The following is an 11863-nucleotide window of genomic DNA, read 5'->3' on the forward strand; positions in this document are numbered from 1 at the left end:
AGCAGGAAGAAGCGCAGCAGGAAGAAGCACAATGGCGCGTTCCGCGATCCTCAATGTCATGGTCCAGGCCGCCATGAAGGCCGGCCGCTCGCTGTCGCGCGATTTCGGCGAAGTGCAGAACCTGCAAGTCTCGATGAAGGGCCCGGGCGACTATGTCAGCCAGGCCGACCGCAAGGCCGAGGACATCCTCTTCACCGAGTTGTCGAAGGCGCGGCCGGGCTATGCCTTCCTGATGGAGGAGCGCGGCCTGATCGAAGGCGACGACGGCCAGCACCGCTGGATCGTCGACCCGCTCGACGGCACCACCAATTTCCTGCACGGCATTCCGATGTTCGCTATCTCGATCGCGCTGGAGCGCCAGGGCCAGATCGTTGCCGGTGTCGTCTACAATCCGGCGATGGACGAGCTCTACACCGCCGAGCGCGGCGGCGGCGCCTTCATGAATGATCGCCGCCTGCGGGTCGCCGGCCGCACCAAGTTGATCGATACTGTGATCGGCTGCGGCGTGCCACATCTCGGCCGCGGCCAGCACGGCAATTTCCTGGTCGAGCTGCGCAACGTGATGGCCGAAGTCTCGGGCGTGCGCCGCCTCGGCTCCGCCTCGCTCGATCTCGCCTACGTCGCGGCCGGCCGCATGGACGGGTTCTGGGAAACCGGCCTGTCGGCCTGGGACGTTGCCGCCGGCATCCTGCTGATCCGCGAGGCGGGCGGCTTCATCTCCGACTTCGCCGGCGGGCAGAACATGCTGGATGGCGGCTCGGTCGTCGCCGGCAACGAGATCATTCAGCGGGCGCTGTTGAAGACCGTCCGGAAGCCGGTGGCGCCGCGCTAGATCAAAAAGATAGAGCCCATCCCGATTCTATCGGATCGGGCTCTAGCGGACTTGGCGCGCTGAACCGCCGCAGTCGCAAAACCGCAACCAAAGCTTGAAATACTATCCTGCATCCGCCCAGATAAGAGGTGATGCAGGATTGTTCATGACGGACATCGGGCCAGAATCCCAGATCGAAATCCCCTTTATGGGACGCTGGCACTATTCGCGCGCCGAAATGATCGCCGACGGCATTGTCCATGCGGTCGGCATCGTGCTGGCCATTGCCGCCGGCTCGGCGCTGCTGGCGCTGGCCGCCTTCCATACCGGTCCGGGCGAATACATTGCCGCCGCTTTCTACGTGGTTTCGCTGCTCACCGTGCTGTCGGTGTCGATGGCTTACAATCTGTGGCCGGTGTCGTCGCCAGCCAAGTGGATATTGCGGCGCTTCGACCATGCCGCGATCTACCTGCTGATCGCCACGACCTATACGCCCTTCCTCGCGCAGCTCGACGGCTCGCCGCTGACCATCTCGATGATCGTCCTGGTCTGGGCTGCTGCAGCGATCGGCATCGCCATCAAAGTGCTTCTTCCCGGCCGCTTCGACCGGCTGGCGATCGTCTTCTATCTCGCCATCGGCTGGAGCGGCATCGTTCTTGTCGAGCCGCTCGTCCAGACATTGCCGACGACATCGATCGCGCTGATCGTTGCCGGCGGGATCGTCTATTCCTGCGGCGTCATCTTCTTCGCCTGGAAGGGCCTGCGCTTCCACACTGCGCTGTGGCACGGCTTTGTCGTCACCGGCGCCGGCCTGCATCTGGCAGCCATGGTCGACTGCCTGGTCATCAATCGACTCTAACGCCAATGATCCGGTCGGCAATATTGCCACACGCCATTCAATTTCGTCATAATTCCGTTTAGAGTCGCGCTCAACGTGATCGGCGGCATCGGAAACGGCACACGGATGACTTTTTTCAAATCTTTCGGCATGGGCAAACGCTCCGACGTTCTGATGTACGACCCGCACAAATTGTCGAGCCCGCAGGTCTTTCTCCTGACCATGGTCATCTTCCTGATGATCGTCGCCTTCATCGCCGCCATCCTGACCCGTCAGATCTCGAGCGCCTTCGTCACCAATCCCGGCCTCAACGGCCTGATCATCGGCGTGCTTGTCGTCGGCATCCTGCTGGCCTTCGTGCAGGTCGGCCGGCTGTTTCGCGAAGTGCGCTGGGTCAACTCATTTCGGGCCGGCTCCGAAACCACCGAACCGGTGCTGCTGGCGCCGATGAAGGCGATGATCGGCCGCTCGTCGACGATCGCCTTCTCGACCAGCTCGATGCGCACCATGCTCGATTCGATCGCCACCCGCCTTGACGAGACCCGTGACACCTCGCGCTACCTCGTCGGGCTGCTGGTGTTCCTTGGCCTGCTCGGCACCTTCTGGGGCCTGCTCAACACGATCGGCTCGATCCGCGAAACCATCGAGTCGCTCGATCCCGGCACCGGCGATGCCGCCGCCGTGCTCGAATCGCTGAAGCAGGGGCTTTCCGCGCCGCTGGCCGGCATGGGCACCGCCTTCTCGTCCTCGCTGTTCGGCCTGTCCGGCTCCCTGGTGCTCGGCTTCCTCGACCTGCAGGCTGGCCGCGCCCAGACGCGCTTCTACACCGAGCTCGAAAACTGGCTGTCCTCGGTCACCGACCTGTCGTCCGACATCGTCGTCGCCGATCCGGCCAAGACCGAATCCTCCGACGAGATCCGCGTCCTGTCTGAAAAACTGCGCAACATGCAGGAGAATGGCGGCGGCGCCAATCCGCGCGTCGCCACCGCCATGGCCAACCTTGCCGACGGCATTTCGGGCCTGGTCAAGAACATGCGCTCGGAGCAGCAGATCATGCGCGACTGGGTCGAGGCCCAATCGGACGAGCAGAAGGCGATGCGCACCACGCTGGAGAAGATCGCCGACGCCCTGAAGAAGCCTGGAGTCCATTAGCATGGCTCTCGCCAGGGGCCGGCGTAACGATCGCCGCATCGATTACTGGCCGGGCTTCGTCGACGCGCTGTCGACGTTGCTGCTGGCGATCATGTTCCTGCTCACGGTCTTCGTGCTGGCGCAGTTCCTGCTCGGTCGCGAAATCTCCGGCAAGGACACGGTGCTCAACCGCCTCAATTTGCAGATCAACGAACTGACCCAGCTTCTGGCGCTGGAGCGCTCGACGACGCAGGACAAGGAAGATTCGCTCGCCAATTTGCAGGCGTCGCTGTCGGCGTCGGAGGCGGAAAAGAGCCGGCTCGAGCAATTGCTGGCGCAAGGTGCGGGTGCCGGCGACGCGGCCAACCAGCGCGCCACGGCACTTTCGGGCGAACTCGACAGCCAGCGCCAGATCAGCCAGCAGGCACTGAGCCAGGTTGAAATCCTCAACCAGCAGATCGCAGCGCTGCGCAGGCAGATCGGAGCGCTCGAAGAAGCGCTCAACGTGTCCGAAACGCGCGATCGCGAGTCCAACACCAAGATCGCCGATCTCGGCCGCCGCCTGAACGTCGCACTGGCGCAACGTGTGCAGGAACTGAACCGCTACCGGTCCGACTTCTTCGGGCGCTTGCGCGAAATCCTCGCCGACCGCGAGAACATCCGCATCGTCGGCGACCGCTTCGTCTTCCAGTCGGAAGTGCTTTTCCCAACAGGCTCCGAAGTGATCAACGACGCCGGCAAGGTCGAGATGAAGAAGCTCGCCGACGCCATTATCGACCTGCAGAAGGAGATCCCGCCGGAGATCAGCTGGGTGCTGCGCGTCGACGGCCACACCGACGACAAGCCGCTATCGGGCACCGGCCGCTATCGCGACAATTGGGAATTGTCGACTGCGCGCTCGACCTCGGTGGTGAAGTTCCTGATCGAGAACGGCGTGCCGGCCAACCGGCTGGTTGCTGCCGGCTTCGGCGAATTCCAGCCGCTCGACCCCGCCGACACCGAAGACGCGCGCAACAAGAACCGCCGCATCGAGCTGAAACTGACCGAGCGTTGATTCAGACCGGGCAGGCTCAGGGCGAACGCGCGGATTTAGCGTGCCAGCGCAGACCGTCAAGGTCTGAAAAGATTACCTTTTTTTGATTACACTTTGCCGAGAACCGCTCCTAGGTTGTACCAAGGGGCCGAGAACCGCCGGCGGTGGAACCGCCCATCGCGACGCGACGGAACCGGACGGCCCACGGCCGGAAGGTGAGCGTCCCAACCGCCGCCTTCCCCAGTAAAAGGAGACGCAACCATGCGCTCTTTCACTCCCAAAACCCTCAGGCCCAAAAGCCTCAGGACTGCAACGCTTGCCGCACTTCTCGTCGCCGTTCCGTTTGCTGGCGCCTACGCCGGCCCGCGTGAGACAGCTTTGATCAATCAGATCCAGAGCGTGGATACGGGTATCCGGGCCCGCCATGCAGGCGAACCAGCTCGAGCCGGGCGAGGCGCGTGACTTGCGCACGCAGATCACCCAACTTGATCGGGCCGCCCAGAGGGCGGCGCGAGATGGAACGATACCGGTCACGCAATATCAGCAGTTGCTGGCGCAGCTCGATGATGTGAGCCAAAAGCTGCGGGCTGCCACCGGCAGCGCCTTCCTTATCGGCAACGGCGCCGATGGCGGATATTATCCAAACGGCTACGGCCAAAATTATCCAAGGGGCTGAAATCATCCATTACAGCGCCGCAGTTGATCTTGCGCATGATCCTTTGATTTTGCGCATGATCCCTTCCGCAACGAAGGCCCGCTGATGCGGGCCTTCGTTGCTTGTCGGCAGGCTTTTATCTCGCATGCTGTGGGGAATGCGGGACACCAGACATCGGTCCGGGGGGCGATTTGTGGCGGAGCGGCGCCAGCTAGGGCGCCGGTTCGTGGTCAACAAGGCCTGAAAAGATTATCTTTTTTTAATTACACTTTGCTGCGGCCCGCTCCTAGCTTCCGTTGCAAGGCCGAGAACCGCCGGCGATGCCCTCCCTCATCGCGACGCGACGGAACCGGACGGCCCGCGACTGGAAGGCGGAGCGGCCCAAGCCGCCGTCTTCCCCGATAAAAGGAGACGCCGCCGTGCGCTCTTTCAAGACTCTCAGGACTGCAACCCTCACCGCATTTCTCATCGCCGTTCCGTTCGCGGGCGCCTACGCCGCCGGACATCACAAAGGCGCCCTCGACGAGGCGACGCCGACCGTTTTCTACGGTCCGCGCGTGACAAGCTTGATCGATCAGGTTCAGGGCGTGGACAAGGGCATCGCGGACGCGAGGCAGGAGAACACGATCACGCCGGCCGAGGCACAAAGGCTGCACATGCGAGCGGCCCATATCAGCCAGGCCTTTGAAAGACTGGCTACGACAGATCATGGCAGGATACCGGGCGCGCAATACCGGCAGTTGTTGCGCCGGCTCGATAATGTCGACCAGGCGCTGCTGTTCGACACTGGTAACGCCTCCAACATCGGCGACTACACCGATGGCGGAAATCCAAACGGCTGATCATATCGAGGAATGGACTGCCCGGCGCCCTCGGGGTTTTTGCCCCGCGGGCGCCTCTTTCATGACAGCGCCGCGCATCCTTTTGGGACGCGCAAAGGCCGGCGAGGCGATATTGATCACGCCGTCCTCGCTTCCGCAGGATGCCCTTGCTTCCGCCGGATCACGTCGAGGTATGGCGCGATCAAAGCGCCCCGTCGCAAAACGGCCTTCAGGGTTGCCAATGCCGACGCATTGGTATCTTTTCCCGCCGTTCAAATTCAGCGGAACCTGCCATGTCCTTTCAAAAACTCGACGACCTCGGCCACAAGCTCGAAGCGCTGGAACATGCGCTCGCCATTCTCGGTGCTGACGAGGCGACCCATATGGCCGTCGGCGGCGGCGAAAAGCGCGCCGAAGCGATGTCGGCGCTGGCCGGCATGCATCACGCCAGAGCGACCGCGCCGGAGATCGCCGACTGGATCGCGGCGGCCGAGCAGGAAACGCTGAACGAGGAACAGCAGGCAGCGGTCAAGGAGTTCCGGCGGCAATACACCAACCTGACCTGCCTGCCGGTCGAATTCGTCGAGCGCCAAACGACGGCGCGCATGCGCTCCGAGCAGCTCTGGCGCGACCTGCGCGCGAAAAACGACTGGGCAGGGTTTTTGCCGGCGCTCGAAGGCGTCGTGGCGCTGGTGCGCGAGGAAGCAGCGCTTCGCGCCGACGTGCTCGGCCTCGATCCGTATGACGCGCTGATGGAGCAATATGATCCCGGCAACCGCGTCGCCGACATCACGCCGGTCTTCGCCGAGTTGAAGACCTTCCTCAGGGATTTCGTACCGGAGGCACTGGCCGTGCAGGAGGCGCGGCTGACGAAGCGCCCGCTGAAGCCACTTTCGGGCAGCTATGCGATCGAAAAGCAGCGCGAGCTTGGCCTCGCCATGATGGCGGCGGTCGGCTTCGACCTGACGCACGGCTCGCTTTCGGTGTCGCATCATCCGTTCTGCGGCGGCGTGCCGAGCGACGTGCGCATCACCACCCGCTACAAGACGACCGACTTCCTGTCGGCGCTGATGGGCGTGCTGCACGAGACCGGCCACGCGCTTTACGAACAGAACCTGCCGAAGGCGTGGGCGCACTGGCCGCTCGGCAAGGCGCGCGGCATGGCCGTGCATGAAAGCCAGAGCCTATTCGTCGAGAAGCAGATCGGTCGCAATCCGGAATTCTGGCGCTGGGCGCTGCCGGTGGTCGAAAGGCACCTCGGCGAAACGTGGTCGATCGACGACATCCTGCCGCATGTGCATCGGGTCGAGCGCGGCCTGATCCGCGTCGACGCCGACGAGGTCACCTATCCGCTGCACGTCATCCTGCGCTACGAGTTGGAGCAGGAGCTTGTCTCGGGGCGGCTGGAGGCCGCCGACCTGCCAGAGGCCTGGGATGCCAAGATGCGCGACTATCTCGGCCTGTCGACATCGGACAACCCGGCCGACGGGCCGATGCAGGACGTGCACTGGCCGGGTGCCGCCTTCGGCTATTTCCCGTCCTACACGCTGGGCGCCATGATGGCGGCGCAGCAATGGGCGGCGCTGACCAGAGACCATCCCTCCGCCGACGAGGATCTCGCCAAGGGAGACTTCAGCGCCATCAACAATTGGCGTCGCGAAAAGATCTGGTGGCAAGGCTCGCGCTGGTCGACGCCGGAGCTGCTCGAACGGGCGACAGGTGAAAAACTGAACGCCGCACACTTCACCGATCACTTGCGCAAGCGGTATGGAGCGGCGTGAGGCGGCAGTAGAATCGCGGCGCAGATACCCCTGTCTACTCGGCAGCACCTCTGAAAGCACTCGCCCCGGTCTCGAACTGCAGCTTGGCCAGCCGCGCATAGATGCCGCCCTTGGCGACGAGGCTCTGGTGGGTGCCTTCCTCGACGATGCAGCCGCCATCCATGACCAGGATCCGGTCGGCCTTCAGCACCGTCGCCAGCCGGTGGGCGATGACGATCGTGGTGCGGTCCTGCATCAGCCGTTCCAGCGCCGTCTGCACCAGCGTCTCGCTTTCGGCGTCGAGTGCCGAGGTCGCCTCGTCGAGCAGAAGGATCGGCGCATCGCGCAGAATCGCGCGGGCAATCGCCACGCGCTGGCGCTGGCCGCCGGACAGCGTCACGCCGCGCTCGCCGACCTGGCTGTCGTAGCCTTTCTCAAGTTTGAGGATGAATTCGTCGGCAAGCGCATCCTTGGCCGCCGCCTCGATCTCGGCGTCGCTGGCGTCCGGACGGCCGAAGCCGATGTTGTCACGTGCGCTGGCCGCGAAAATGGTGACATCCTGCGGCACGATGGCGATGCGCTCTCGTATGGCGACGGGGTCGGCCTCGCGCACGTTAACGCCGTCGATCATGATCTTGCCCGTCTCGGGATCATAGAAGCGCAGAAGCAGCGAAAAGACAGTGCTCTTGCCAGCGCCGGAGGGGCCGACGATCGCCACCGTCTCGCCGGGCTTGACCTGGAAACTCAGGCCGTGGACGGCGGCGCGGTCGGGCCCAGCGGGGTAGGAGAACGATACGTCGTCGAAACTTATTGCGCCTCTGGCCGTCGCCGGCAGCAGTTTCGGATGCGCGGGGGCCTGGATCGCGGGCTTCTCGGCCAGGATCTCGGTCAGCCGTTCGGCAGCACCCGCCGCCTGGGAAAGCTCGCCCCACACTTCTGACAGCGCGCCGAGGGCGCCGGCGGCGAACACCGAATAAAGCAGGAACTGGCCGAGCGTGCCCGGCGACAGCGTGCCGTCAAGCACGTCGCGCGAGCCGAACCACAGCACCGCCACCACCGAGGAAAAGATCATGAAGATGGCGAAGAAAGTGAGGAAGGAGCGGGCAAAGATCGAGGATCGCGCCGCTTCGAACGCGGTTTCCACGGCAGATGAAAAATGCCCAGTGACGAGCTTCTCGTTGGTGAAGGCCTGCAGCGTGCGCACCGCGCCGATCTGCTCGCTGGCATAGGCCGTGGCGTCGGCCAGCGTGTCCTGCGCCAGCCGGGATTTGCGCCGCACCGAACGGCCGAAGGCGACGAGCGGCAGCACGATCACCGGAATGGCGGCGATGACGAGGCCCGACAGTTTCGGGCTGGTGAAGACCATCATCGCCACGGCGCCGAGGCCGAGGATGACGTTGCGCAGCGCCACCGAAGCGGTGGCACCGACCGCCGACTTGACCTGCGTCGTGTCGGCGGCGAGCCGCGACACGATCTCGCCCGACTGGGCGGTATCGAAGAAGGATGGCGACAGCGTCGTGACATGGCGGAACACATCGCTGCGGATGTCGGCGACGACGCGCTCGCCGAGCGTGATGACGAAATAGTAGCGGCTGGCTGACGCCGCAGCGAGCAAGGCAGCCATCACCACCAGCATGGCGAAATACTCAGCGATGAAACTGGAATCGGAAGCGGAAAAGCCGTGGTCGATCATCCGCCGCACCGCCAGCGGCAGCGCCAGCGTCGTCGCCGCCGCGACGGTCAGCGAGACGACCGCGCCAATGACCATTTTCCGGTAGCGGGTGATGTAGGGGAACAGGCGCCGCAGCGGCTTGAGCGAGCGCCTACGCTCGTCTGCATCGCCGCTAGTGTGCGCCATGACCGTTTCCTCTGGCTCTTATGGGTATGCGCCTCAATATGCGCTTACCGCGGCCTTGTGATTCAATTCCGGCTGATGTATAGGCTCGCCGACCGTTTTAGAAGCCGTGGCTCCTCAATAGCTGCGGCTTCGAGTTTTAAAAAGGGGCGCATCGACGCAGGCTTTATGCCCGTCAGCGCCGGCGAACCAGGAATAGCACAATGAAGACCGACATCCATCCCGACTACCACACCATCAAGGTCGTCATGACCGACGGCACCGAATACATGACCCGTTCGACCTGGGGCAAGGAAGGCGACACGATGAACCTCGACATCGACCCGACCACCCATCCGGCCTGGACCGGCGGCCAGCAGACCCTGCTCGATCGCGGCGGCCGCTTGTCGAAGTTCAAGAAGCGTTTCGAAGGTTTCGGCCTCTAAGCCGCAGGCCTTTCTCGGATCGAAGAAACCCGCCCTCGTGGCGGGTTTTTTTGTTGCCGAAATGCGGCCTATTCGCTGACCAGTTCGCGCAGCGCCATGCGCTTGTAGGCGGCGACCAGGTCGTCGCCTTCTTGCCGCTCGACCGAGATTGCCAGCCGCATGGTGGCCTCGCCCATCTGCCAGATGAGAAATGCCGTCGTTTCCAACGCCGCCGGATCGGCGGCAGGCCGCAGCCGCTTCAACACGGCGGTGAGGAAGTCAGCGTTGGCCCGGCTGTCGGCGAGCTCGAGTTCGCGCAGCGCCTTGTCGGCCTGCGTGCCCGACCAGATGTCGCGCATGACAGGCGACGCTAGGAACAGCCGGTAATAGATATCCACCAGCTCCGAAAATGCCCGCCGCAGGCCTTCGGCATCGATGACATCTGCCAGCGCCGCTGAGATGCAGGCCTGGCTTTCGGCGGTGTAACGCTCGGCCAGCGCCCAGATGATCGCCCGCTTGTCCGGGAAGAACTGGTAGAGCGATCCGATCGACACGCCGGCCCGTTCCGCCACTTCGCCCATGCGCATGGCATCGCTGCCTTGCTCGGCGATCAGCGCGGAGGCGGCAGCCAGCATCCGCTCGACCCGCTCGCGGCTGCGCTGTTGGCTTGGCGCCCGGCGCGGCAACGCGATCTGGCCATCCTGTGAACCCGATACGGTCGAGCCTTCCATCACTGTCTCCTGGCGAATGATCCAACAAATTGACCAACAAACTGGCTTGACTCACAAAATACGAGGGTTTATCACGTTTTGCAAATGTGAGGAAAACTCATGTTTTCAAGCAAGGAGAACCACCATGAACGACACAGCGAAAAAACCGACTTTGATCCTCGGCGGCACAGGCAAAACCGGCCGTCGTCTCGCGGACAAGCTGGCGGCGCAGGGCCTGCCGGTGCGGATCGGCTCGCGCTCGGGCACGCCGCCCTTCGACTGGGAAAACGACACGACCTGGGAACCTGCGCTTGATGGTGTCGGCGCCGTCTACATCAGCTACTATCCTGATCTTGCGGTGCCCGGTGCGGCCGAAGCGGTCGGCGCCTTCGCCAACCTTGCCGTGGAGCGCGGTGTGCGCCGGCTGGTGCTGCTGTCGGGGCGCGGCGAAACGGAAGCGCAACGTGCCGAAGAGATGCTGAAAGTCTCAGGCGCCGACTGGACGATCCTGCGCTGCGCCTGGTTTTCCCAGAACTTCAGCGAGAGTTTTTTGCTCGATCCGCTGCTCGCCGGGGAGGTGGCTTTGCCGGTCGGCAATGTCGGAGAACCGTTCGTCGACGCTGACGACATTGCCGACGCCGCCGTGACGGTGCTTACCAAGCAAAGCCATATCGGCCAGCTTTACGAGCTGACCGGGCCACGGCTGCTGAGCTTCGCCGACGCGGTCGCCGAGATCGGCAAGGCGAGCGGTCGCGACATCCGGTTTGTCAGGATTTCGCATGCCGAGTTCACTGCAGCGATAGCCGGGTACGAGCTGCCGGCCGAGTTCGCCTGGCTGCTCAACGAGCTGTTCATCGAGGTGCTCGACGGCCGCAACGAGGCGCTGACTGACGGCGTCCAGCGCGTGCTCGGCCGCGCCCCAAAAGATTTTTCCGCCTATTTAACCGAAACCGCCGCTACCGGCATCTGGAGCAACTGACATGATCATGAAACTGCTTCCCACCCTCACCTTCATCGCCGCGCTCGGCTCCGGCGTCGTCGCTGGTGTCTTCTTCGCCTTCTCCAGCTTCGTCATGCCGGGCCTCGCCCGCATGCCTGCCGCGGGCGGCATCGCCGCGATGAATTCGATCAACGTCACCGCGGTGACGCCGATGTTCATGACCGCGCTTTTCGGCACAGGGCTGATCTGCCTTGTCCTCGCCGTCGGCGCCATCCTCGGCTGGAACCAGCCGGGTTCGTTGTGGCTTCTCGCTGGCGCCCTGATCTATCTCGTCGGCAACCTGATCGTGACCATGATTTTCAACGTGCCGCTCAACAACGCTCTGGCCGCCGTCGATCCGGCAAGCGCCATCGGCGCCGCCGTGTGGACCACCTATCTCAGGGACTGGGTGATGTGGAACCATGTCCGCACCATCACCGCCATCGCAGCTCTGGGCTGCTTCATCATGGGATGGCGGTGAATGCAGGGGTAGAAACGCAAAAGACCCTACGTCAGGCAGAGTCTTTTGATGTGGGGTCTTTTGACTTATGGCCCTTCCGGTCGGCATGGCCGAGATCGCGGTCCGGATCGATGACGTCGCGAACCAGCTGCTTGAGCTTTGCGGCATCGGGAAAGCCGCCGTCGCGCTTGCGGTCCCAGACCAGCGTGTCGTTGCAGGAAATGGTGAAAATGCCGCCGGTGCCGGGCACCAGCGTGACCTCGCCCAGATCCGTTCCGAAGGTCGAGAGCAGCTCCTGCGCCATCCAGCCGGCCCGCAGCAGCCATTGGCACTGCGTGCAATAGGTGATGCGGATGGTCGGCAGCGGCTTTTCGGTCATGTCAGATTGAGCTCCGCTCATATCTCG

The 11863-nt window shown here is 63.6% G+C and carries 13 protein-coding genes; 10 read left to right on the forward strand and 3 right to left on the reverse strand.

The features are described 5' to 3' along the window. The first annotated feature begins 31 nt into the window (after positions 1-31). The 7 genes from CIT25_RS24965 (at position 32) to CIT25_RS24995 (ending at position 7070) form a co-directional block, all read left to right on the forward strand. The gene (locus CIT25_RS24965; protein ID WP_095487429.1) at positions 32-832 is read left to right on the forward strand and encodes an inositol monophosphatase family protein; all 801 of its coding nucleotides are present in this window, start codon (positions 32-34) and stop codon (positions 830-832) included. A gap of 145 nt (positions 833-977) precedes the next feature. Further along, entirely contained in the window at positions 978-1670 is a 693-nt protein-coding gene (gene trhA / locus CIT25_RS24970) for a PAQR family membrane homeostasis protein TrhA (RefSeq protein ID WP_095487691.1), read from the forward strand. A 105-nt stretch (positions 1671-1775) separates the two neighbouring features. Next, positions 1776-2801: a MotA/TolQ/ExbB proton channel family protein gene (locus tag CIT25_RS24975; protein ID WP_095487693.1), complete on the forward strand. Its 1026-nt coding sequence runs from the start codon at positions 1776-1778 to the stop codon at positions 2799-2801. Position 2802: 1 nt separating this feature from the next. Then, on the forward strand, positions 2803-3834 hold the full coding sequence (locus tag CIT25_RS24980) for a peptidoglycan -binding protein (RefSeq protein ID WP_095487431.1): 1032 nt from the start codon (positions 2803-2805) through the stop codon (positions 3832-3834). Between the two features lie 442 nt (positions 3835-4276). Then, positions 4277-4489, forward strand: coding sequence for a hypothetical protein (locus CIT25_RS38315; protein ID WP_342587117.1), 213 nt, complete (start codon positions 4277-4279; stop codon positions 4487-4489). 398 nt (positions 4490-4887) lie between these two features. Further along, a complete protein-coding gene (locus CIT25_RS24990) occupies positions 4888-5310 on the forward strand; it encodes a hypothetical protein (RefSeq protein WP_095487695.1) in 423 nt (140 codons plus the stop codon). 272 nt (positions 5311-5582) lie between these two features. Then, positions 5583-7070 carry a carboxypeptidase M32 gene (locus CIT25_RS24995; RefSeq protein ID WP_095487433.1) on the forward strand — a complete coding sequence of 496 codons (1488 nt, stop codon included), beginning with the start codon at positions 5583-5585 and terminating at the stop codon, positions 7068-7070. Between the two features lie 34 nt (positions 7071-7104). Here CIT25_RS24995 and CIT25_RS25000 read toward each other — a convergent pair whose 3' ends face one another. Continuing rightward, positions 7105-8907: an ABC transporter transmembrane domain-containing protein gene (locus tag CIT25_RS25000; protein ID WP_095487435.1), complete on the reverse strand. Its 1803-nt coding sequence runs from the start codon at positions 8905-8907 to the stop codon at positions 7105-7107. 200 nt (positions 8908-9107) lie between these two features. Here CIT25_RS25000 and rpmE point away from each other — a divergent pair, with 200 nt between their 5' ends. Next, entirely contained in the window at positions 9108-9329 is a 222-nt protein-coding gene (gene rpmE / locus CIT25_RS25005; protein ID WP_006327661.1) for a 50S ribosomal protein L31, read from the forward strand. A gap of 68 nt (positions 9330-9397) precedes the next feature. Here rpmE and CIT25_RS25010 read toward each other — a convergent pair whose 3' ends face one another. After that, positions 9398-10039: a TetR/AcrR family transcriptional regulator gene (locus tag CIT25_RS25010; protein ID WP_095487437.1), complete on the reverse strand. Its 642-nt coding sequence runs from the start codon at positions 10037-10039 to the stop codon at positions 9398-9400. Positions 10040-10163: 124 nt separating this feature from the next. Here CIT25_RS25010 and CIT25_RS25015 point away from each other — a divergent pair, with 124 nt between their 5' ends. Together CIT25_RS25015 and CIT25_RS25020 are read left to right on the forward strand one after the other, a co-directional pair. Beyond that, positions 10164-10997, forward strand: coding sequence for a Rossmann-fold NAD(P)-binding domain-containing protein (locus CIT25_RS25015; protein WP_095487439.1), 834 nt, complete (start codon positions 10164-10166; stop codon positions 10995-10997). Between the two features lies 1 nt (position 10998). Then, positions 10999-11478: an anthrone oxygenase family protein gene (locus CIT25_RS25020; RefSeq protein WP_095487441.1), complete on the forward strand. Its 480-nt coding sequence runs from the start codon at positions 10999-11001 to the stop codon at positions 11476-11478. A gap of 31 nt (positions 11479-11509) precedes the next feature. Here CIT25_RS25020 and CIT25_RS25025 read toward each other — a convergent pair whose 3' ends face one another. Next, entirely contained in the window at positions 11510-11836 is a 327-nt protein-coding gene (locus CIT25_RS25025; RefSeq protein ID WP_095487443.1) for an Rdx family protein, read from the reverse strand. Positions 11837-11863: the final 27 nt, after the last annotated feature.

It is taken from the genome of Mesorhizobium mediterraneum, assembly GCF_002284565.1.
Classification (GTDB): Bacteria; Pseudomonadota; Alphaproteobacteria; order Rhizobiales; family Rhizobiaceae; genus Mesorhizobium; species Mesorhizobium mediterraneum.

Excerpts from the sequence above, each read along its gene's own strand:
- CIT25_RS24965 (WP_095487429.1), top strand. The coding sequence starts at position 32 with ATGGCGCGTTCCGCGATCCTCAATGTCATGGTCCAGGCCGCCATGAAG.
- trhA (WP_095487691.1), top strand. The coding sequence starts at position 978 with ATGACGGACATCGGGCCAGAATCCCAGATCGAAATCCCCTTTATGGGA.
- CIT25_RS24975 (WP_095487693.1), top strand. The coding sequence starts at position 1,776 with ATGACTTTTTTCAAATCTTTCGGCATGGGCAAACGCTCCGACGTTCTG.
- CIT25_RS24980 (WP_095487431.1), top strand. The coding sequence starts at position 2,803 with ATGGCTCTCGCCAGGGGCCGGCGTAACGATCGCCGCATCGATTACTGG.
- CIT25_RS24995 (WP_095487433.1), top strand. The coding sequence starts at position 5,583 with ATGTCCTTTCAAAAACTCGACGACCTCGGCCACAAGCTCGAAGCGCTG.
- CIT25_RS25000 (WP_095487435.1), bottom strand. The coding sequence starts at position 8,907 with ATGGCGCACACTAGCGGCGATGCAGACGAGCGTAGGCGCTCGCTCAAG.
- rpmE (WP_006327661.1), top strand. The coding sequence starts at position 9,108 with ATGAAGACCGACATCCATCCCGACTACCACACCATCAAGGTCGTCATG.
- CIT25_RS25010 (WP_095487437.1), bottom strand. The coding sequence starts at position 10,039 with ATGGAAGGCTCGACCGTATCGGGTTCACAGGATGGCCAGATCGCGTTG.
- CIT25_RS25015 (WP_095487439.1), top strand. The coding sequence starts at position 10,164 with ATGAACGACACAGCGAAAAAACCGACTTTGATCCTCGGCGGCACAGGC.
- CIT25_RS25020 (WP_095487441.1), top strand. The coding sequence starts at position 10,999 with ATGATCATGAAACTGCTTCCCACCCTCACCTTCATCGCCGCGCTCGGC.
- CIT25_RS25025 (WP_095487443.1), bottom strand. The coding sequence starts at position 11,836 with ATGACCGAAAAGCCGCTGCCGACCATCCGCATCACCTATTGCACGCAG.